The sequence below is a fragment of the Citricoccus parietis genome (assembly GCF_042433045.1).
In the GTDB taxonomy this organism is placed as follows: domain Bacteria; phylum Actinomycetota; class Actinomycetes; order Actinomycetales; family Micrococcaceae; genus Citricoccus; species Citricoccus parietis.
Genome location: NZ_JBHLWH010000005.1, coordinates 158,434 through 178,991, shown reverse-complemented (window position 1 = coordinate 178,991; position 20,558 = coordinate 158,434). Strand labels below are relative to the sequence as shown.

The 20,558-nt window shown below is 68.7% G+C and carries 20 protein-coding genes, 2 tRNA genes and 1 other RNA gene; 11 read left to right on the top strand and 12 right to left on the bottom strand.

Annotated features, from left to right (window positions below):
* Positions 1-248: 248 nt before the first annotated feature.
* The 3 genes from ACFFIO_RS01645 to ACFFIO_RS01635 all read left to right on the top strand — a co-directional run bounded on the left by ACFFIO_RS01645 (position 249) and on the right by ACFFIO_RS01635 (position 1,225).
* Positions 249-632, top strand: coding sequence for a DUF3052 domain-containing protein (locus ACFFIO_RS01645; protein ID WP_236558134.1), 384 nt, complete (start codon positions 249-251; stop codon positions 630-632).
* Positions 629-1,138 carry a redoxin domain-containing protein gene (locus tag ACFFIO_RS01640; protein ID WP_378039933.1) on the top strand — a complete coding sequence of 170 codons (510 nt, stop codon included), beginning with the start codon at positions 629-631 and terminating at the stop codon, positions 1,136-1,138. The genes ACFFIO_RS01645 and ACFFIO_RS01640 overlap by 4 nt, the downstream gene beginning before the upstream one ends.
* A 13-nt stretch (positions 1,139-1,151) precedes the next feature.
* Positions 1,152-1,225: transfer RNA gene (locus ACFFIO_RS01635), tRNA-Val, on the top strand.
* A 138-nt stretch (positions 1,226-1,363) separates the two neighbouring features.
* On the opposite strand, the gene ACFFIO_RS01630 is transcribed toward ACFFIO_RS01635, so the two are convergent.
* The gene (locus ACFFIO_RS01630) at positions 1,364-2,560 is read right to left on the bottom strand and encodes a methyltransferase (RefSeq protein WP_378039932.1); all 1,197 of its coding nucleotides are present in this window, start codon (positions 2,558-2,560) and stop codon (positions 1,364-1,366) included.
* Positions 2,560-3,492 carry an SDR family NAD(P)-dependent oxidoreductase gene (locus ACFFIO_RS01625; protein WP_378039931.1) on the bottom strand — a complete coding sequence of 311 codons (933 nt, stop codon included), beginning with the start codon at positions 3,490-3,492 and terminating at the stop codon, positions 2,560-2,562. The genes ACFFIO_RS01630 and ACFFIO_RS01625 overlap by 1 nt, the downstream gene beginning before the upstream one ends.
* 184 nt (positions 3,493-3,676) lie before the next feature.
* Between ACFFIO_RS01625 and panD the strand changes: the two genes are divergently transcribed.
* The 3 genes from panD (at position 3,677) to gnd (ending at position 6,810) form a co-directional block, all read left to right on the top strand.
* A complete protein-coding gene (panD, locus tag ACFFIO_RS01620; protein ID WP_378040004.1) occupies positions 3,677-4,093 on the top strand; it encodes an aspartate 1-decarboxylase in 417 nt (138 codons plus the stop codon).
* 172 nt (positions 4,094-4,265) lie between these two features.
* On the top strand, positions 4,266-5,177 hold the full coding sequence (gene ppk2 / locus ACFFIO_RS01615) for a polyphosphate kinase 2 (RefSeq protein WP_378039930.1): 912 nt from the start codon (positions 4,266-4,268) through the stop codon (positions 5,175-5,177).
* A gap of 154 nt (positions 5,178-5,331) precedes the next feature.
* On the top strand, positions 5,332-6,810 hold the full coding sequence (gene gnd, locus ACFFIO_RS01610) for an NADP-dependent phosphogluconate dehydrogenase (RefSeq protein ID WP_378039929.1): 1,479 nt from the start codon (positions 5,332-5,334) through the stop codon (positions 6,808-6,810).
* Positions 6,811-6,916: 106 nt separating this feature from the next.
* On the opposite strand, the gene epsC is transcribed toward gnd, so the two are convergent.
* The 3 genes from epsC to msrA form a co-directional block, all read right to left on the bottom strand.
* Positions 6,917-7,501 carry a serine O-acetyltransferase EpsC gene (gene epsC / locus ACFFIO_RS01605; protein ID WP_378039928.1) on the bottom strand — a complete coding sequence of 195 codons (585 nt, stop codon included), beginning with the start codon at positions 7,499-7,501 and terminating at the stop codon, positions 6,917-6,919.
* 70 nt (positions 7,502-7,571) lie between these two features.
* Positions 7,572-8,507, bottom strand: a complete 936-nt coding sequence (gene cysK, locus ACFFIO_RS01600) for a cysteine synthase A (RefSeq protein ID WP_378039927.1) — start codon at positions 8,505-8,507, stop codon at positions 7,572-7,574.
* Positions 8,508-8,579: 72 nt separating this feature from the next.
* Positions 8,580-9,113: a peptide-methionine (S)-S-oxide reductase MsrA gene (gene msrA / locus ACFFIO_RS01595; protein WP_378040003.1), complete on the bottom strand. Its 534-nt coding sequence runs from the start codon at positions 9,111-9,113 to the stop codon at positions 8,580-8,582.
* A gap of 165 nt (positions 9,114-9,278) precedes the next feature.
* Between msrA and ACFFIO_RS01590 the strand changes: the two genes are divergently transcribed.
* From ACFFIO_RS01590 to ACFFIO_RS01580, 3 genes are all read left to right on the top strand, one after another.
* Positions 9,279-10,169, top strand: coding sequence for a Nif3-like dinuclear metal center hexameric protein (locus ACFFIO_RS01590; protein ID WP_378039926.1), 891 nt, complete (start codon positions 9,279-9,281; stop codon positions 10,167-10,169).
* Between the two features lie 24 nt (positions 10,170-10,193).
* Positions 10,194-10,940, top strand: a complete 747-nt coding sequence (locus ACFFIO_RS01585) for a zinc ribbon domain-containing protein (RefSeq protein WP_378039925.1) — start codon at positions 10,194-10,196, stop codon at positions 10,938-10,940.
* A 69-nt stretch (positions 10,941-11,009) separates the two neighbouring features.
* Entirely contained in the window at positions 11,010-11,981 is a 972-nt protein-coding gene (locus ACFFIO_RS01580) for a reverse transcriptase-like protein (protein ID WP_378039924.1), read from the top strand.
* 4 nt (positions 11,982-11,985) lie between these two features.
* Here ACFFIO_RS01580 and ACFFIO_RS01575 read toward each other — a convergent pair whose 3' ends face one another.
* Positions 11,986-12,801: a YaaA family protein gene (locus ACFFIO_RS01575; RefSeq protein ID WP_378039923.1), complete on the bottom strand. Its 816-nt coding sequence runs from the start codon at positions 12,799-12,801 to the stop codon at positions 11,986-11,988.
* Between the two features lie 130 nt (positions 12,802-12,931).
* On the opposite strand from ACFFIO_RS01575, the gene rnpB reads away from it, so the two are divergent.
* Positions 12,932-13,325: RNase P RNA component class A (rnpB, locus tag ACFFIO_RS01570), an RNA gene on the top strand.
* Between the two features lie 132 nt (positions 13,326-13,457).
* Here rnpB and ACFFIO_RS01565 read toward each other — a convergent pair.
* Positions 13,458-15,458 (bottom strand): BCCT family transporter, encoded by a 2,001-nt coding sequence (locus tag ACFFIO_RS01565; protein ID WP_378039922.1) that lies wholly within the window; start codon positions 15,456-15,458, stop codon positions 13,458-13,460.
* Positions 15,459-15,816: 358 nt separating this feature from the next.
* On the opposite strand from ACFFIO_RS01565, the gene ACFFIO_RS01560 reads away from it, so the two are divergent.
* The gene (locus tag ACFFIO_RS01560) at positions 15,817-17,271 is read left to right on the top strand and encodes a glyceraldehyde-3-phosphate dehydrogenase (protein ID WP_378039921.1); all 1,455 of its coding nucleotides are present in this window, start codon (positions 15,817-15,819) and stop codon (positions 17,269-17,271) included.
* A 118-nt stretch (positions 17,272-17,389) separates the two neighbouring features.
* On the opposite strand, the gene def is transcribed toward ACFFIO_RS01560, so the two are convergent.
* The 5 genes from def to orn all read right to left on the bottom strand — a co-directional run bounded on the left by def (position 17,390) and on the right by orn (position 20,514).
* Positions 17,390-18,013, bottom strand: coding sequence for a peptide deformylase (gene def, locus ACFFIO_RS01555; protein WP_378039920.1), 624 nt, complete (start codon positions 18,011-18,013; stop codon positions 17,390-17,392).
* A gap of 70 nt (positions 18,014-18,083) precedes the next feature.
* Entirely contained in the window at positions 18,084-19,307 is a 1,224-nt protein-coding gene (locus ACFFIO_RS01550; protein ID WP_378040002.1) for an amidohydrolase, read from the bottom strand.
* Complete coding sequence (locus ACFFIO_RS01545; protein WP_378039919.1) at positions 19,304-19,606, bottom strand: antibiotic biosynthesis monooxygenase family protein; 303 nt, start codon at positions 19,604-19,606, stop codon at positions 19,304-19,306. Before ACFFIO_RS01545 ends, ACFFIO_RS01550 begins: the two co-directional genes overlap by 4 nt.
* Positions 19,607-19,732: 126 nt before the next feature.
* A tRNA-His gene (locus tag ACFFIO_RS01540) sits at positions 19,733-19,808 on the bottom strand.
* An 85-nt stretch (positions 19,809-19,893) separates the two neighbouring features.
* Positions 19,894-20,514 carry an oligoribonuclease gene (gene orn / locus ACFFIO_RS01535; protein WP_378039918.1) on the bottom strand — a complete coding sequence of 207 codons (621 nt, stop codon included), beginning with the start codon at positions 20,512-20,514 and terminating at the stop codon, positions 19,894-19,896.
* Between the last annotated feature and the right edge of the window lie 44 nt (positions 20,515-20,558).

Genomic DNA, 20,558 nt, shown 5'->3' with positions numbered 1-20,558 from the left:
CACACCGGGATCGTCCGGCTGGATGGTCAGTGGCGGGTCCTCTGGTTCCACCCAAGACTGTATAACCTGACGGGCCCCGGATGCAGGCTTGCGTACCCCGCATGGCCCATGGTGCCCGCGAGGACGTAATCTGGTGAGATGATGCCCACATGGGTACCACGCAACAGTCAAGGAGAGATGTGAACCAGCCAGACTCCGCCCCCGCCCTAGGGCGTACTGCGGAGACCAGTGATGGACCGGCCGCGAAGATGGGCCTTTCCGAAGGCAAACTGGTCCAGGAACTCGGTTTTGACGAGGACATCGACTTCGATTTCCGGAACACGCTCGAGGACGAGCTCGGCAGCGAGCTGTTGACCGAGGAGGACCAGGAGCCGGTCGACGCCGTCCTGTTGTGGTGGCGGGAGGCGGACGGAGACGTCGACGACCTGGCCGATGCCCTCATGGACTCGCAGACCACGTTGGACACCGGTGGGGCGCTGTGGTTGCTCACACCGCGCAACGGCCGTGACGGCCACGTGCCGCCGGCGGACATCGCCGAGGCGGCGCCGACGGCCGGCCTGCACGTCACCACCACCGCCGGGGTCTCTGCGGACTGGTCCGCCACCCGACTGGTGGCCAAGCGCAACCTGTGACCGGTCCGGCGGGGGACCGGGAGACTCCCGCGGACCCGCCGGCCCTGCGGGACCAGCACGGCCAGCTCTGGCCGTGGCCCCCCGTGGTGCCGCCGTCTCCGGACGCGCTCCGCACCGGTCGCGGGACCATGCACGACGACGGCGCCGCGCCCACCCGCTGCTGGCTGTTCTTCCTGCCGGGGGCCTTCACACCGGTGTGCACCGCCGAACTCGGCTGGGTGGACGAGCTGGCCGAGCGGCTGGCACCGGCCGGCGTCGGGCTCCGGGTGGTGGCCTGCGATTCCGCCTCCGTGCTGCGCAAGGTCGCGGACGAGACCGGGATCCGCACCCCGCTGCTGTCTGACTTCTGGCCCCATGGGGCTGCGGCCCGCGCCGTCGGTGAATTCAATGAGACCACCGGCCGCGCGCGGCGCAGCAGCGTCCTGATGGACTTCGACGGCAGGGTGCTCGCCCGGGTCCAAGCCGGCGCGGGGGAGCAGCGGCGGCTTGAGGAGCATCTGGGCTAGCATGGACGCTTCAGGGCCTATAGCTCAGTTGGTTAGAGCACTTCGTTTACACCGAAGGGGTCGGGGGTTCGAGTCCCTCTGGGCCCACCCTGAGATGAGTCGGGACATGGGTTACACCTGAGTCGAGTCATCGGTGACAGTTGAACGGGAGTCCGGCCATTGGCCGGGCTCCCGTTGTTCGTGGCGGTGTTCCTCGCACTCCCGGCGGAAGCCGCCCTCGACGGCTCACACGGGTGGGAGGCGGCCCGGCCGCTTCGTCCGTAGTCGCCACAACGAGGTGACTTCCCGCGAGCGGGCGGCGTGGAGGGGGTCCGAGCGGTCGGTGGCTCGCTGATGGCGGGGTGTCGTGTCGAGACGATCGATCACCTCAAGCCCCGCCTGGTCGATGGCGTCCAGTAGCAGCTGACGGCTGCGTAGTCCGAGGACCTCGGCCAGGTCCGAGAGGACCAACCAGCCCTCGCCGTCGTCCGTGAGGTGGTGCGGTAGTCCGTCCAGAAACTGCAGCAGCATGGTGCTGCCGGGGTCGTACACAGCAGCGTCGAGTGTGGTCGTCGCGCTACCCGGCAACCACGGGGGGTTGCAGACGATGAGTGGCGCCCGACCGTCCGGGAACATGCTGGTCAGCTGAGCTTCGGCGGCTTCCTGGAGGCCCAGCCGGGCGAAGTTCTCGTTCGCGCAGTCCACCGCACGCTGGTGGATGTCGGTCCCCACCACCTTCTTCACGCCACGGTTCACGAGCACGGCGGCCAGTAGTCCCGTGCCGGTGCCCACATCGAACGCGAGCTCCGGGTTGCTCAACGGTGCCTGGGCCACCAGGTCGACATACTCGTGGCGGGTGGGCAGAAACGTGCCGTAGTGAGGATGGATCCTCCCGTTCACGGCGGGGATGTCGATGCCGGTCAGGTACCACTGGTAAGCGCTCTGGACGCCGGTCAGCTCCTGCAGACTCACCACAGCGTGACCCGCACCGAAGCCTGGTTGCCGCGCGTAGGCGAAATCGACCGCGGGTCCGACCTGTGGGGCGCGGGGCAAAGGCACCGTGGCCGAACCTCCTGGTGCCTCGAACGTGAGCGGCACCAGAATCAAAGACATCATCCGCGAGCGCTGAGCGCGGGCTTGGCGCAGGCGATAGAAGGCATCCGCATCGCCGATAGCGGGCCGTGGTGCCGCCTCGCCGCTCTTACCCTTGGCCAGGCGTCGATCGATCGCGCTGAGGATCTGTTTCGCGTTGTGGAAGTCGCCCAGCCACAGCATGGCGGTGCCCTGGGCCGCATACTTCACGGCCTGGACGGTGGTGAGCCGGTCATCGACGGCGACCAGTTTCTTGGGGGCCGGCCGGCCATTGGCAGACCACCACGTGGCGGATGCCGTCACCCCGGCCTGTTCCCAGGTCAGCAAGGGAGCGTCAGCAGTCGGTTCCATCAGGCGTCGGCCGCCGAGAGGTCAGTGCCGGTCTCCCGTACCCCGAGCTCCCAGATCGCCTCTGCCGCGGCATCGTCGCGGGCCAGTGCCGAGGTGCGTTGTGGTTCGGGCCTGCCCCGCCACTGGCGGAAGCCGTCTGGACCGAAATAGGTCAGCGCCGGCAGGCCGGTCACGGCGGCCTCCAGGACCGGCAGTGACCCGTCTGCTGCCGACTGGCCGATCAGGCGGCAGGCGCCCGTGACGGCGCGGTCGAGGACGGGCACGCCGGTGGCATTCTGGATGTTGGTGACGGCCCAGCCCGGATGGGCGAGCTGGACGTCAACGGTGCCCGGCTGGGCAGTCAAACGGTGCTGCAGCGCGCGAGCCCAGAGCATGTCGCAGAGCTTGGACTGGGCGTAGGCCGCCGCGATGCTCCAGCGGCGGTGCCGGAAGTGCGGGTCGGCGGCATCGACGTGCCCGCCGTGGTGTGCCCCTGAACCGACGACGACCACCCGCCCACGGAGGTGCCGGGCAATCAGGTTGGTCAAGGCGAAAGGCCCCAGGAAGTTGGTGCCGAGGATCATCTCGAATCCGTCGGTGGTCTCGCGGCGACGCGGGGTGACCGCGCCGGCGTTGTTGACCAGGACGTCTAGGGGCTCGTCCAGGCCGGCCGCGAAAGCGTGGACGGAGGCCAGGTCGGCCAGGTCCAGGTGGCCTACCACCACCTCGGCTCCGAGCCGACGCAGTTCTCCCGCCACGGCCTGTCCCCGACCTACGTCCCGGACCGGAAGCACCAGCCGCGCCCCCGCACGGGCGGCCTCGCGAGCCACCTCCAGGCCGACGCCGTGGGTAGCTCCCGTCACCAGCCACGTGCGCGCCGATTGGCTCGGCAACTCCGAAGGAGTCGGGGCGGAGGGAGAGGTGGAGGAGGGGGTGGAACGGGAGTCGGCCATAGTCACACGGTACCGGCGGCCTGCAGCGGTGCCCGAGGGGTGCTTGGAGGCCGAGAACCCTGGCTGCGAGCGTGGTGAGCAGGTTAGTATAGAGGGTTGCTTCCGGAATACGGGAAGCTCCTTGACCGTTGAAGAAGGCACTACGGGAAGTCCAGCCATCTGAAAGGATGCACGCCACATGGCCATGACCCGCACCATGTTCAAGTCCAAGATCCACCGGGCCACCGTGACCCACGCCGACCTGCACTACGTCGGCTCCGTGACCGTGGACCAAGACCTGCTCGATGCCGCGGACATCCTCCCCGGCGAGCTCGTAGCCATTGTGGACGTGACCAACGGGGCACGGCTGGAGACCTATACCATCGCCGGTGAACGCGGATCCGGGGTGCTGGGCATCAACGGCGCCGCAGCGCATCTCGTGGACGTGGGGGACACCGTCATCCTCATCACCTACGCGCAGATGGAAGCCGCCGAGGCCCGTTCGTTCGTGCCGGCCGTCGTGCACGTGGACGCGGACAACCGGATCGTGGACCTCGGGACGGACCCGTCCGAGGCCCTGGCCGAGGACCTGCAGCGTCCGCCGTATGCCGTGGCCCTCTGACACCCTGCCCCCAGACGTACTGATGGCCGGCCGCAGCACGCGGCCGGCCGTCGTCGTCTCTGGGACTGTTCACGGTCTGTTCACCGGGGGATCGGCAGAAGAGGTCGTGGTCCGTCACGCGTCCGTCCGATGATGGAGAATGAAGGCCCAGCCCGGCGTAGAAGGAGACCACATGCTGATGAACCCTGATGCCCCGCGGGAGAACCTGCGCGAGTTCATCGACAAGCTGCGCAACGGCGGATACACCGTCTCCGACGGGCACACTCCGGACCCGGACCTGATCGACCCTCGAGGCCGGGCCGTGGAGACCTGGCAGGAGGACTATCCCTACGAGTCGCGGCTGTCCCGCGAGGAGTATGAGCTCGAGAAGTACAAGCTGCAGATCGAACTGCTGAAGCTGCAGTACTGGGGCGAGGACACCAACCAGCGGCACATCATCGTCTTCGAGGGCCGGGACGCCGCCGGCAAGGGCGGCACCATCAAGCGCTTCACCGAGCATCTGAACCCCCGCACCGCACGAGTGGTGGCGCTGAACAAGCCCTCGGACCGTGAGCAGGGTCAGTGGTACTTCCAGCGGTACATCAACTACTTCCCGACCGAGGGCGAGATCGTGCTCTTCGACCGCTCCTGGTACAATCGCGCCGGCGTGGAGCGGGTCATGGGGTTCAGCTCGGACGAGCAGTACACCACCTTCATGAACCAGGTGCCGCTGTTCGAGAAGATGCTCGTGGATGACGGGATCCACCTGACCAAGTTCTGGTTCTCCGTGACCCAGTCCGAGCAGCGCACGCGCTTCGCCATCCGGCAGATCGACCCGGTGCGTCAGTGGAAGCTCTCCCCGATGGACCTGGAGTCACTGGACCGCTGGGAGGACTACACGGCCGCCAAGGAGGCCATGTTCCTCCACACGGACACCGACCACGCCCCGTGGACCACCATCCGCTCCAATGACAAGAAGCGGGCGCGGCTCAACGCCATGCGGTACTTCCTGACCCAGTTCGAGTACGACGGCAAGGACCACGAGGTCATCGGCACCCCCGACCCGCTGATCGTCCGCCGCGGACGCGACGCCGTCGGGGACTGATCCTGAGCCGGCCGACCCCGCGCTGGGCGCAGCCCGGATCGGCGAGGGGTGGGGCCTGCGACCGCGTAGGCTGGAGCACGGTCGCACCGTCCCTCCAGGGGCGGCGGCCCACTCCCTGTTGGTAGCAGCACCGAGCGTGCTGGGAAGGAATGGCATGAAGGCTGACATCGGCGTCACGGGACTAGCGGTCATGGGGGCCAACTTGGCCCGGAACTTCGCGCGGAACGGCTACACCGTGGCCCTGCACAACCGCAGCCGGGCCCGGACCGATGCGCTCGTGGCCGAGCACGGCAGCGAGGGCACCTTCATCCCCACCGAGACCTTGACCGAACTGGTCGAGAACCTGGCCGTGCCGCGCCGCGTGCTGATCATGGTCAAGGCCGGCCAGCCGGTGGATGACGTGATCGACCAGCTGGTGCCGATGCTGGCCCCCGGTGACATCGTCATCGACGCCGGCAACTCCCACTACGAGGACACCCGCCGCCGCGAGGCCGCCCTGGCCGCGAAGGACCTGCACTTCGTCGGCATCGGCGTGTCCGGCGGCGAGGAGGGCGCGCTCAACGGCCCGGCGATCATGCCCGGCGGGCCGAAGGAGTCCTACGAGGCACTCGGCCCCCTGCTGGAGGACATCTCCGCCCACTACGAGGGCGATCCGTGCTGCGCCTGGATCGGCACCGACGGCGCCGGTCACTTCGTCAAGATGGTCCACAACGGCATCGAGTACGCGGACATGCAGGTCATCGGCGAGGCCTATGACCTCTTGCGCTCGGTGGGTGGGATCGAGCCGGCCGACCAGGCCGGCATCTTCCGCTCGTGGAACTCCACCGACCTGGCGTCCTACCTGATCGAGATCACGGCCGAGGTCCTCGGACACGTGGACGCGGAGACCGGCAAGCCCCTCGTGGACGTGATCGTGGACCAGGCCGGCCAGAAGGGCACCGGCCGCTGGACCGCCATCTCGGGGCTGGACCTCGGCTCGCCCATCGGGGCGATCGCCGAATCCGTCTTCGCCCGTTCACTGTCCAGCCAGCCCGAAATCCGTGCCACCGCCCAGCAGGTGCTGGCCGCGGGCACCGACCCGGTCACCGCCCCGCAGGACGCGGACCGTGAGGCCTTCGTGGAGGACGTGCGCCTGGCGCTGTACGCCTCCAAACTCGTCTCCTACGCCCAGGGCCTCGACATGCTCACCGCCGCCGCCGCCGAATACGGCTGGTCGCTGGACCTGGGCACCATCGCCTCGCTCTGGCGGGACGGCTGCATCATCCGCGCCGACCTGCTCGACGTCATCATGAAGGCGTTCGGCGGCCGGGACACCACCCGCCACCCGGAACCCGGCACCACCGCCGAGGGCCAGCCGTCCAACCTGCTGTTCGCCCCGGAGTTCCGGGATGCGATCGCCGCGGCGCTGCCGGCCTGGCGCCGCGTGGTCGCCACCGCCGTGGCCGCCGGCGTGCCCGTGCCCGTGTTCTCCTCGGCCCTGTCCTACTACGACGGACTGCGCCGCGACCGCCTGCCCGCGGCCCTGACCCAGGGCCTGCGCGACTACTTCGGCGCGCACACCTACCGCCGCACCGACCGTGAGGGCACCTTCCACACCCTGTGGTCGGGTGACCGCAGCGAGGTCGAGGCCTGAGGCCCAGCCCTCGACACCACGGAGCACGACGACGGCCGGCACCTTCCGCGGAAGGTGCCGGCCGTCGTCGTACCGGGGTGGGGGTTTGTTCTCGGTTCTGCGCCGGTCAGATCCACATGGCGGGGTCCACGTACTCCGCCGGGTCCACGGCCGGCTGATGCTCCTTGGGGGAACGGTGCCGGAAGGTCGCGGGGATACCGGTGGCGATCGAGTCCGCCGGGGTGTCCTTGACCACCACCGCGTTCGCGCCGACCGAGGAACCCTGCCCGATCTCCACCGGGCCCAGGATCTTCGCCCCGGCCCCGACCACCACGCCGTCATGCAGGGTAGGGTGGCGCTTGACCTGCTCCAGGGAGCGCCCGCCGAGGGTGACCCCGTGGTAGAGCATCACGTCGTCCCCGATCTCCGCGGTCTCGCCGATGACCACGCCCATGCCGTGGTCGATGAAGAACCGGCGGCCGATCGTCGCCCCGGGGTGGATCTCGATGCCCGTCAGGGTCCGGGCGGCCTGGGAGAGCACCCGCGCCGGCGTCTTGAGCTTCTCGTGCTGCCACATCTGATGCGTCAGGCGATGGGCCCAGATGGCGTGCAGACCCGAGTAGACGACGGCGACCTCCAGGTTCCCACGCGCCGCCGGGTCATGGGACCGGGCATTCGCGATGTCTTCCTTCAGTCGGGACAGGAAACCCACTGGTGGCCTTTCGATCGATTGGCTCCGGACTGGCGCCGGATGCCGGGGAGGGGAGAGCAAGACCAGTCGGTCAGCCCCGGATGTCCTCGAACAGGACGGTGGAGATGTACCGCTCGCCGTAGTCCGGGACGATCGCCACGATGAGCTTGTCCCGGTTCTCCTCGCGCTTGGCGATCTCGAGGGCGGCGGACACGATGGCGCCGGCCGAGATGCCGCCGAGGATGCCCTCGCGGGTGCCCATCGTGCGGGCGACGCTGACGGACTCCTCGAGCGTGGCGGTGTAGACCTCGTCGTAGATCTCGGTGTCCAGGACCTCCGGGACGAAGTTGGCGCCGAGCCCCTGGATCTTGTGCGGCCCGGGCTTGCCGCCGGAGAGGATGGGGGAGTCGGAGGGCTCCACGGCCACGATGCCGATCCCGGGCTTCTGCTCCCTGAGGTAGCGGCCGGCTCCGGTGATGGTGCCGCCGGTGCCGATGCCGGACACCAGGATGTCCACGGTGCCGTCGGTGTCATTCCAGATCTCCGGGCCCGTGGTGTCGTAGTGGGCCTGGACGTTGGCCTGAGTGGAGAACTGCCGGGCCCAGATGGCGTTGTCCGATTCGGCGACGATCTGCTGGGCCTTCTCCAGGGCTCCGCGCATGCCGTCGGCGCCCGGGGTCAGCACGATCTCGGCCCCGTAGGCGCGCAGCATCACGCGGCGCTCGTTGGACATGGTCTCCGGCATGGTGAGGATGACCTGGTAGCCGCGGGCCGCGCCCACCATGGCCAGGGCGATCCCGGTGTTGCCGGAGGTGCCCTCCACAATGGTCCCGCCGGGCTTCAGCTCACCGGAGGCCTCGGCGGCGTCCACGATGGAGCGGCCGATGCGGTCCTTGACGGAATTGGCCGGGTTGTAGAACTCGGCCTTGACGGCGACCTTGCCGGGAAGACCCTCCGTCAACTGGTTGAGCATGATCAGCGGGGTGTTGCCGATGGCTTCGGTGATGTTGTTCAGGATGTTGGCCAAGACGGTGTTCCTTCCAGAAACGGCGGGCGTGGGCAAGCCGGGAGACGGCAGTAAAACAGTGCTGACTTCAGCCTATGACAGGCCGATGCTCTCCGAGGGTTCCACGAGCCATTCCGAGTAACGCTGGCGCACCTTCGCCAGCTTCGGGGTGATGATCACGTGGCAGTAGCCCACGTCCGGGCGGTTGGAATAGAAGTCCTGGTGGAAGTCCTCGGCCGGGTACCACGTGCTGAGCGGCTCGATGGTGGTGACGATGGGGTCCGGCCAATTCTCCTGGTTGCGCCGGATGGCCGAGCGGTACAGCTTCTCGTCTGCCGCGTCAGCCGGGAACAGGGCTGAACGGTACTGGGTGCCGACATCGTGGCCCTGTCGGTTGAGGGTCGTCGGGTCGTGTCCGGTGAAGAAGAGGTCCAGGATCAGGTCCGCGCCGACGACGGACTCGTCGAACCCGACGCGGACGGCCTCGGCATGGCCCGTGCGTCCCGAGCAGACGGACTCGTAGGTGGGGTTCGGCCAGTCGCTGCCGGTGTACCCGGACTCCACGGAGGTCACCCCGCGGATCCGCCGGTAGACGGCGTCCAGGCACCAGAAGCATCCGCCGGCCATGGTCAGCACGCGGTGGGACGGGCGCTGGCCCTCGGAGGCCGGGGCGGCGCTGGCAACGGTGGCGTCGGTGGCATCTGTGGCTTCAGGGGCGTTGTCGAGATCACTCACATTCCCCTACAGCACCACGCTGGCCGCGTTCATTCCCGGGTCAGGCAGAATGGCACCATGAGCGCCGAGACCCACGCCACGGATGCGAACACCCCGAACACCGCGACGCCGACCCTTGCCCAGGTGCTGGAGTGCTTCGAGGAGCTGTGGCCGGCCTCCCTGGCCGAGCCCTGGGACGCCACCGGGCTGGTGGCCGGCCGCCCCGAGCGGCCGGTGGAACGGATCCACTTCGCGGTGGACCCCGTCCAGGACGTGGTGGACGAGGCCGTGGGAGCCGGCGCCCAGCTGCTCGTCACCCACCACCCCCTGCTGTTGCGCGGCGTGACCTCGGTGGCCGCCACCGGCTTCAAGGGACAGGCCGTCCACACCCTGATCGAGGGAGGCTGCGCACTGCTCACCGCCCACACGAATGCGGACTCCGCCGTCGGCGGGGTCTCGGACGTCATCGCAGACATCCTCGGATTGGAATCCGTCGTGCCGCTGGCCCCGACGCCCGGCGGACTGCCCGAGGAGGGCCTCGGCCGGGTGGGGCGCCTGCCCCAGGCGCTCACGCTCTCCGAGTTCGCTGCCCGGGTCTTCGGGGCCATGCCCGCCGTCGCCGGAGGGGTCCGGGTGGCCGGTGACCGGGACGGCATCATCCAGACCGTCGCCGTCTGCGGCGGGGCCGGGGACAGCCTGTTCGACCAGGTCCGCGCCGCCCAGGCGGACGTCTACGTCACCGCGGACCTCCGCCACCATCCCGCCTCTGAGCTGCGGGAGGCCGCCCGGCTGACCGGTGGCCGCCCCTACCTCGTGGAGGTCTCCCACTTCGGCAGTGAATGGCTGTGGCTGCCCGCGGCCGCCGAGGCACTGGACACCCTGCTCACCGATCGCGGCTTCGACGTGGAGATCGCCGTGAGCTCGTACAACTCCGACCCCTGGGACTTCGTCCTGACGCCCGGGCCGTGACCACCGAACCGTAAGGACACCACCATGAGCAACGCCCCCACCGTCCCCCTCGCCGACCAGATGCGCCTGCTGGAACTCCAGCAGCTGGACACGGCCCTCGACCGGGCCCGGCACCGCATGCAGCAACTGCGCCAGGACCCGGACTACGCCCGGCTCCAGCAGGAGCTGGCCGACCGTCAACGGGCCGCCGAGCAGTCCGCCACCGCCCTGGCCGAGGCCCGGGAGGCGGTCCGGACGGCGGAAGCCACGGTGGCGGGTGTGCAGGAACGCCGGGACCGCAACCAGAAGCGCCTCGATGCCGGGCAGGGGTCCGCCAAGGACCTGGAGAACATGATGCACGAGCTTCAGACGCTCAAGGCCCTGCAGGACGAGCACGAGGGCACCGAGCTGGAGGCCATGGAGGCCGCCGAGCAGTCCGAGGCGGCCGACGCCGAGGCCCAGCGCCGCCTCGCCGCGGCCCAGGCGGCAGCGCAGGAACGCGGAGCCGCACTCAAGGAGGAGGCGGCCGGCGTCGCGGCCGAGGGAAACGAGCTCACCGGCCAGCGCAAGGCCCTCGCCGCCACCCTGCCCACCGAGCTGGTGGCCCGCTATGACAAGATCCGGGAACGCAACGGCGGGATCGGCGCGGCCCGGCTCGTCGGCAACCGGTCTGAGGCCTCCGGCATGCCGCTGAGTCCCGCCGACCTGGCCCAGATCGAGCAGACGCCCGTGGAGACGCTGGCCTACTGTCCCGACTCGGGGGCCATCCTGGTCCGCGCCGAACAGGCCTAGACTCGACCAGTTCCCGCACCACACCAGCATCATCCCGCTTCATCCACACCGTCCACAGGAGATTCCCGCGTGCCCCAGCAGTCCACCCCCTCCACCGGTCGCCTCCTGTATGTCGAGGCCGACGGCGGCTCCCGCGGCAATCCCGGTGTGGCCGGCTACGGAGCGCTGGTGCGCGACCCTGACTCCGGAGCGGTCCTGGACATCGATGCCCAGCCGCTGGGGCGGGCCTCGAACAACGTGGCGGAGTATTCGGGCATGATCGCCGGACTGCGGATGGCCCGGCAGATCGACCCGGATGCCGCCGTGCACGTGAGGCTCGACTCCAAACTGGTGGTGGAGCAGATGAGTGGCCGCTGGAAGATCAAGCACGCGGACATGCAGAAACTCGCAACCGAGGCCCGCGGCATCCTTCCCGCCGGCCAGGTCACCTATGAGTGGATTCCGCGGGCCAAGAACAAGGACGCCGACCTGCTGTCCAATGAGGCCATGGACGCCGGGGCCGCCGGCACCGAATGGGTCAAGGCGAGGTCGGGCATCAAGGTGACCGGGGGCGAGTCCACCCACGACGACGGCCCGCTCGCCCCGGGTGCGCCGGTTCCGGAACCCGCCGCGGGTGCGGCCCCGGCCGGCGTCGTGCCTCCAGGCCGTGTGGGTCGACTGCACCACGTGGAGATCTGGGTGGAGGATCTCGAGGCCGCACGGTCGAGCCTGGGGTGGCTGTTCCAGGAACTCGGTTATGCCGTGAGCGGCGAATGGTCCGAGGGGACCAGCTACCAGGGGGCGGGGGAGTACCTGGTCCTGGAATCAGGCCCGCATGTCAGGGCCGCCAGCCATGACCGGCTACGGCCCGGACTGAACCACGTGGCGTTCCACGCCGGCTCACGGGCGGAGGTCGACGCCCTGACCGAGGCCGCCCGGAACCGCGGCTTCACCCTGATGTTCGCGGACCGGCATCCCTTCGCCGGCGGCCGGAACCACTATGCGGCCTACCTGGAGGCGCCGGGCGGCTTCGAGGTCGAGCTCGTGGCCGAGCCGGTCTAGCGGGTCAGGATCCTCCGACCGTGGTGTGCTCGTCCGGGAGGGTGATCTGCAGGCTCGAAGGCTTCGCCCCGGTTCCCGGCACGAGGTCCACGGACCAGTCATGGGTGCCCTGGGCGGACCCGGCGGCCGCGATCACCTCGGCGGCGGACTCGGGCGACTTCACCACCCGGGGGCCGGCCAGCAGCAGCTCACGGGCCACGAGGCCACGGGTGTGCTTGGCGAAATGGGAGACGACCTTGCGCTCACCGTTCCGGATCTGGAAGACGTCCACGGTGGCGGTGATCGCCGCCGGAGCCTTCCACTGCGCCGCATAGCCACCGGAGCGGCCGTCGATGATGACGCCGGTGTGCTCGGCATGGACGTCCAGCGGCGGGGTCAGCCGCGGCTTCCACCAGCTGGACATGCGGCCCAGGCCCGGGAGCGAACTGGTCACGGACAGGCGGTGGTTCGGGATGTGGTCGCCCAGGGAGAGCACCCCGAACAGGCCGGAGAAGACCAGGACCTTCTCGCGGGCCCGCCGGCGGGCCGTCTCCGGAAGGGAGGCATAGTCGAGGGCGTCGTAGAGCACTCCGGTGAACACCTGGTGGGCCGGGGCAGCAGGCGACTCCATGAGCACCACGTTGGCGTCGATGTCCGCCCGCACGGTCTGGCCCACGCCCAGCACCTCGGCTGCATCCGGGGCGGAGGAGACTGCGGCGAGGATGCCCATGGCCGTGGTCCGCTCACCGGCCAGCGTGGGCAGGACGAGGGAGGCGAGGTCCAGGGGTGCGCCGGAACGCGGAGCGGTCTTGCCCTCGGAGGGCGGCAACAGGATGAGCACCGAAACAGCCTAGCGATCCCCGCCGGGCCCCGCGCACCGCGTCAGCCCGCGCTCCTCTTGGGATCGCACCTGCTCCGGCCACGGGTTCGGACACCGCCACGGCCAGCCACCGGTAGACTGGTGCGCCGGGACAGGCTGGCGGACGGCCGCAGGGCGCCGGTTCTCGGCGCCGTGAGGAACGTCCGGGCTCCACAGGGCAGGATGGTGGGTAACGCCCACTCGGGGTGACCCGCAGGACAGTGCCACAGAAAACAGACCGCCGGCCCGCCTGGTGCATGCATCAGGCGGGCAGGTCAGGGTGAAACGGTGGTGTAAGAGACCACCAGCGGTCCGGGTGACCGGATCGGCTCGGTAAACCCCATCCGGAGCAAGGCCGAACAGGATGTGTTCGAGGGCTGCCCGCCTGAGCATCCGGGTTGGCCGCTCGAGCCCGCCGGCAACGGCGGGCCTAGATGGATGGCCGTCGCTGGGAAGCGGGTGACCGCTCCCGGTACAGAACCCGGCGTACAAGCCAGCCTGTCCCACTCACGCTCCTCCACGAGAAGCCGAGAACCGACGAACCCCCGGAAGGCCAGGCCTCCCGGGGGTTCGCTGTATCCGGTGCGAGCGGACTCACGGCCGGATGCGAACGGGGACGAAATCCCCTTCCTGATGACCTACTGGCCGTCCTTCCGGCGCCCGCGGAACAGTCGACGGGACTGCTCGCCGCGCTGAACGGGGTCCGGCTCAGTGGCCGGCGTGGGCGCCGGCGGGGAGTCCGGTGCTACGGTCTGCGTGGCCGTGCCACCGTCTCGACGGCGGTCGAAGAGACCGGTCGTCCGGGAGATCCGGTAGTCGATGCGGGAATCGACCTGGTCGCCGAAGGCGTCGTCGAAGTCCTCGGAGAGCCGATCGCTGATCTGCTCGTACCGGAGTCGGCGTTCTCGGGCGTCGATCGCGTCCTGGTCCTTCTTCAACGCCTTGACGATCGCGAAGCACATGGCGATCAGGATCAGGCTGAAGGGCAGTGCCGTCGCAATGGACGCAGCCTGCAGGGCTCCCAATCCGCCGGCGAGCAGCAGGCCGATGGCCAGGGCGCCCTCCAGGAACGAGAACAGCACCCGGGACCAGATCGGAGGGTTCGGGTGACCACCGGAGGCCAGCATGTCCACGACCAGCGAGCCGGAGTCGGACGAGGTGATGAAGAAGATCGCCACCAACGCGATGCCGATCGCCGAGAGCACGCCGCCGAGGGGCAGTTCCCCCAGCACATCGAACAGGGCGGCCTCCACGCCGAACTCGGAAGCGCCTTCCGGCACGATCGGGTCGTCTGAGAACAGCTGTCGCCAGAGGCCGGTGCCACCCATGATCGAGAACCACAGCATCCCGACGAGAGTGGGCACGAGCAGCACACCGGCAATGAACTGGCGGACGGTGCGGCCGCGGGAGATGCGGGCAATGAACACGCCCACGAAGGGGGCCCAGGAGACCCACCAGCCCCAGTAGAAGATGGTCCAGCTGGCGCCCCAGCTGGCGCCTGCGTCGCCGGTGTAGGCGCCGACGTCGAAGGTCATGTTCATGACCTCTGCCAGGTAGACGCCGAAGGACTGGACCAGGTTCTGGAACAGGAAGAGCGTGGGGCCGAGCAGCAGTACCGAGATCACCAGGATGGCGGCCATGGACAGGTTGATGTTGGACAACCACTTGATGCCCCGGCCGATGCCGGACACCACGGACAGGGTGGCCAGCAGGGTGATGACGATGATCAGGACGATCAGCAGGGTCTGATCCGGCGTCTCGACAATGCCCATCGCCGCCATACCGGCACCGATCTGCTGGACGCCGAGACCGAGTGAGGTGGCGATGCCGAAGATGGTGCCGAAGATGGCCAGGATGTCGATGACGTCCCCCATCCAGCCCTTCACCCGGTTGCCCAGGATCGGTTCCAGGGCCCAGCGGATGGACACCGGACGCCCGCGGCGGTGGATGGCATAGCCGACGGCCAGGCCGATCACGGCGTAGACAGCCCAGGGGTGAAGTCCCCAGTGGACGAAGGTCTGGGCCATGCCCAGCATGGCCACAGAGTGTTCCTGGCCGGGGATGATCGAGGTGACGCCGTCGGCGCCGGTCTCGGTGCCGGGCCAACCGGGCTTCGGCGTGGTGGTGGCATAGCCGAGGGGCTCACCGACTCCGTAGAAGACCAGACCGATACCCATGCCGGCGGCGAAGAGCATGGCGAACCAGGACAGCACCCCGAACTCGGGCTTCTCATCGTCCTTGCCCAGGCGGATCTTGCCGAACTTGGAGAAGCAGATGGCCAGCGCCACGATGATGAACACGCCGATGGCCAGCATGTAGAACCAGCCCAGGTTGGTGGTGATCCAGCCCTGGATGGCGGACAGCACCTCTCCGGTCGGATCCGGTGCGAGGATGGCAACGATGGCCACGGCTGCGATGAGGATCAGCGAGGGCCAGAAGACGGCCGGAGCGATGGTCCCGGCGCCCACGCGGACACCCTGTCGCTTGAGCTTCTCGGTGATCTCCTCGTCAGAATCGTTCTCGTGGATCCGAGCTGAGGGAGGAACGTGCTCCCGGCCGTCCTCCGAGACGGGTGCCGTGGTGGTTGACGTGGGCGGTTCCTCCGCGGGGATCGTGGGTTCGTGGTCCGAACTCGACATGATTGCCTCTCTTGGTCAGACGATGGATTCCGTCGCTGGTTCGGGGACGGTGGTCCGGGTCGTCGGTTCCCAGCCACCATTCAGGAAGGGGATGGACTGAGTCAAACAAGAAATGACAAGGCTGTCAGCATTTGCCAGTCGAGCCGCGTGGCGGAGGACACACTTTTTCGTGTGTCACCGGGGCGCACTTCGACGGTGATCGGCGCCGAAGTCACTAGACTGGGCACCGCCGTGTGCCATCTGGTTGCGGTATTGGCCGGGACGGGCCATGACCGTCCGCTCACCGGGCGCCCATCGGTGCCCGTCAGCGACAGCGCCGTCGCCGCCTGGAGGCAGGCGCACAAGGGAAGGACCTACCGTGGCAGAAGAGACCAACGGAACCGCGCAGGACCAGCGCGCCGCCTGGAACAACCGGGAGGAGCTGGCCGAGAGGATGGTTCCGCTGATCGGCTCGTTGTACCGGGACAACAACGTGATCACGAGCATCTACGGCCGCCAGCTCGTCCACAAGGGCGTCATCGACATCATCAAGGCCCACCGCTACGCCCGTCAGATTGACGACGTCGTGCTTCCGGTGGAGGACACCTACCCCATGGTCGAGGCCCTGGCCGGGATGAACCTCGGTGCCGCGTCCATCGACCTGGGCAAGCTGGCCGCGAAGTTCCGCACCGCCGGCGGCGACCTGCAGCACTTCCTGGACACGGAGCTGGCCGAGGTGGCCGGGCAGGGTGGCGAGGGCGTCAAGGCCCCCAAGGACGTGGTGCTCTACGGCTTCGGGCGCATCGGCCGCCTGCTGGCCCGCATCATCCTCTCCCACGAGGGCGGCGGCTCCGCCCTGCGCCTGCGGGCCATCGTGGTCCGCAAGAACTCGGAGGACGACCTCGTCAAGCGCGCCTCGCTGCTGCGCCGTGACTCCATCCACGGACCCTTTGAGGGCACCATCACCGTGGACGAGGAGAACAACACGATCACCGCCAACGGGACGGTCATCCAGGTCATCTACTCGAACGACCCGGCCACCGTGGACTACACGTCCTACGGCATCCACGACGCGATCGTGGTGGACAACACCGGCCGCTGGCGTGACGAGGACGGCCTCGGCCAGCACCTGAAGGCCACCGGCGCCTCCAAGGTCCTGCTGACCGCCCCGGGCAAGGGAGACATCAAGAACATCGTCTTCGGCGTCAACACCGGTGACATCACCGCCGAGGACACCATCCTCTCGGCCGCCTCCTGCACCACCAACGGCATCACCCCGGTGCTGAAGGTCCTCCATGACGAGTACGGCATCGACTACGGCCACGTGGAGACCGTGCACGCCTACACCAACGATCAGAACCTCACGGACAACTTCCACAAGGGTTCCCGCCGTGGCCGCGCCGCCGGCCTGAACATGGTCATCACCGAGACCGGTGCCGCCAAGGCCGTCGCCAAGGCCCTGCCTGCGCTCAAGGGCAAGCTCTCCGGCAACGCCATCCGCGTCCCCACCCCGGACGTCTCGATGGCCATCCTGAACCTGGCGCTCCAGCAGGAGACCACGGTGGAGGAGCTCAACCAGCGGCTCCGGGAGGAGTCGCTGACCGGCGAGCTGCGCAACCAGATCGACTACATCAACTCCCCGGAGATCGTCTCGTCCGACTTCGTCGGCTCCAACCGCGCCGGCATCGTGGACGGCCTGGCCACCATCGTCAACGGAGGCAAGAACGCGGTGCTCTACGTCTGGTATGACAACGAGTTCGGCTACTCCTGCCAGGTGGTCCGCGTCATCGAGGAGATGGCCGGGGACGCGGTACCGGTCTTCCCGAAGGCCTGACCCGTTCCGGACCCGTCCGGAACCCCCTGAACCACGACGCCGGCCCGGTCACCTGACAAGGTGACCGGGCCGGCGTCGTGGTCTGGGCCGGAAAGCCGAATGCGGAAAGCCGGAGCGGTCAGTGGCTCTCGTGCTCGTGGTGGTCGTGATGGTGTTCGTCGGTCTCGTCGTGCCCGAACGGATCGGGGTCCACGCCGGGCAGCCAGGTGTGGCCCGGCACCGTCCAGCCCTCGCGGCGCAGGGACTTCTTCCACCGCCGGGTCCACTTGCCATTGAGGCGGTTGATGTAGAGGTAGCCGTCGAGGTGGTCGTACTCGTGCTGCAGGACACGGGCGAACCAGCCGGTGCCCTCGAAGTCGATGTCGTTGCCGTCCACGTCGAGGCCGGTCAGGCGCACGTGGTCGGAGCGCTTGAGCGGGAAGCTGTAGCCGGGCACGGACAGGCAGCCCTCGGACTCCTCGTCCGGGTGCGGATCCTCCTGGGACGTCTTGCCGATCCGCGTCAGTACGGGGTTGATCACGTGCCCGCGTGCCGGGGCGTCCCCGGAGTCCTCGAAGGTCCACGTGAAGATCCGCAGGCCCACGCCCACCTGCGGTGCCGCCAACCCGACGCCGTGGGCGGCATCCTGGGTCTCGAACATGTCCGCCACCAGTGCCCGGATCTCGTCGTCGATCTGCGTGACCTCGGCTGCCCGGCGGTGGAGGACGGGCTCGCCGTGGATGGTGATCGGGCGGATGGTCATGGCGGTGGATACTCCTTCAGGTGCCGTGCGGGACAGCAGAGAGTCTAGTCTCCGCGGCGGCCGGGCCCGGCTATGGCCTCAGGTAGGCGCACGCCGCCACCACGTGCGCCCGGGTGGCGATCTCCAGCGTGGGGTCCAGGGCCGGGGCGAAGAACGGCGAGTGGTTGGCCGGGATGGCCGAGGACACCGTGCCGGCCTCCACGGCGGCGCGGAAGGTCTCCGGGGCCACGGAACCCACGAACCAGTAGGCGTAGGGGATACCGAAGGCGTCGGGGATGCGGCTGAAGTCCTCGGAGGCGGTGGCGGGCACGGCCTCGAAGACCTGGCCAGGAGCAAAATGGTCGGTGAAGGCCTTGGTCACCGTCCGGTGCGCGCCGACGTCGTTGCTGGTCAGCGGGAACTGGTCGTAGTACTCGAACTCCGGCTCACGAGGCGCGCCGGCGGCGGCACACTCGCCCCGGACGATCCGTTCGATCGAGGCGATGACCTGCGCCCGCAGCGCGGGATCATAGGTCCGCAGGTTCAGCAGCAGCTCGGCGCGGTCAGGGATGATGTTGGACTTCGTGCCGGCGTTGGAGGCGCCCACCGTGACCACGGCGAACTGGCCGGGCTCGGTCTCCCGGGACACGATCGTCTGCAGGCGCAGGACGATCGAGGCGGCGAGCACCACCGGGTCCACGGCGGTGTGTGGCATCGACCCGTGGGCTCCGCGCCCGTGCACGGTGATCTTCAGCGAGTCGCCGGCGGACAGCACGGGGCCCGGCGCGGTGCCGATGGTGCCCGCCTCGGCGGGCATGACGTGCTGGGCCAACGCGACGTCGGGCCGGGGCACCCGGGACGTGAGGCCGTCGTCGAGCATGGCCTGGGCGCCGGCCGCGTTCTCCTCCGCCGGCTGGAACAGCGCGATGTACGTCCCGGACCACGCCTCCCGATGCTCGGACAGCAGCCGGATCGCGCCCAGCAGGGCGACGAGGTGCATATCGTGGCCGCAGGCATGCATCACCCCGTCCACCGTGGAGGCGTAGTCCAGACCCGTGTCCTCCGTGACCGGGAGAGCGTCGATGTCCGCGCGGGCCAGGACCGTGGGCCCCGGGCCGTTCTCGAGGACGGTCACGACGCCGGTGCCACCGATGCGCAGGGACTCCAGTCCCAGCCCGCCCAGCTCGGCCTCGATGCGCTCTGCAGTGCGGTGCTCCTGCAGGCTCAGCTCAGGGAACTGGTGGAAGTGCCGGTAGAGATCGCGTTGCCAGTCCAGCTGGCGATCGATGGTGTCCAGGAAAGAGAAGGTCTTCAGAGGTCCACGACCTCGAACTCGAGCAGTTCGGCGCCGGTGGCCACGGGCTTGCGTTGTTCGCCGTCCGGCCCGCCATGGGCAGCGGCGGCCCGGTGGTCCCGCCAGTCCTGGAAATCGGCCTCGGTGGCCCACTGGGTGACCACGAAGTAGCGGTCGTCACCGGCGGTGGGGCGCAGTAGTTGGAAGCCCTCGAACCCGGGGGAGCTGTCCACCGCGTGCTTGCGGGCGGCGAAGCGGGACTCGAGCTCGGAGCCGGACCCCTCGGGGACGCTGATGGCATTGATCTTCACGACGGACATGGAAGGGCCCTTTCGACGGCGGCGGTCACGGCCATCCTAAGGGCACGGGCGCACGGCAGCGGCAGGGATTGGGGGAGGGGAAACGACAGAGGCCCGGACTTCCGTAGAAGTCCGGGCCTCTGTCTCTGGGGTGAGTAACGGGGCTTGAACCCGCGACCTTCTGGACCACAACCAGACGCTCTACCAGCTGAGCTATACCCACCATGCTGGTCCGTTGAACGGACCTTGACAGCGCGTTCCATCATACATGGATTTCGCGGTGGGTCCGAATCGGGCCCGACGTCCGGTCAGGCCTCTGGCGCGGCCACGGTCTGCAGGCCAGCGGCGATCCGCTGTGCGGTCTTCGAGTCCGGGCCGGGAGCCGGCACCATGACGGCCTCACGGTAGTACCGCAGCTCGTTGATGGAGTCGACGATGTCCCCGAGCGCGCGGTGCCCGCCGGTCTTGGCCGGCGCCTGGAAGTAGGCCTTCTGATACCAGCGGCGGGCCAGCTCCTTCAGGGTGGACACGTCCACGATCCGGTAGTGCAGGTGGTCCGTGATGGCCGGCAGGTCCCGGGTGAGGAACAGCTTGTCCTGGCCCACCGAGTTCCCGGCCAAGACCGCCTTGCCCGGCTGCGGGCAGTGCTGGGTGATATATGCCATACAGGCCTCGGACGCCTCGGCGAGGGAGACGCCGTCGTCCAGCCGGTTCAGCAGCCCTGAGGTGGTGTGCATGTCCCGCACGAAGGGGACCATCTGGTCCATCGCCTCACGTGGGGGTTTGATGACCACGTCCACCCCCTCGCCCAGGACGTTGAGCTCGGAGTCCGTCACCAGGACGGCGATCTCCACCAGCGCGTCCTTGACGGGGTCCAGCCCGGTCATCTCGCAATCGATCCATACGAGGTTCTCTGCAGTAGCTGCCACGCCTCCCACAGTAGCCTGATGCCCAGTGGTACTTTGTGGAAGGC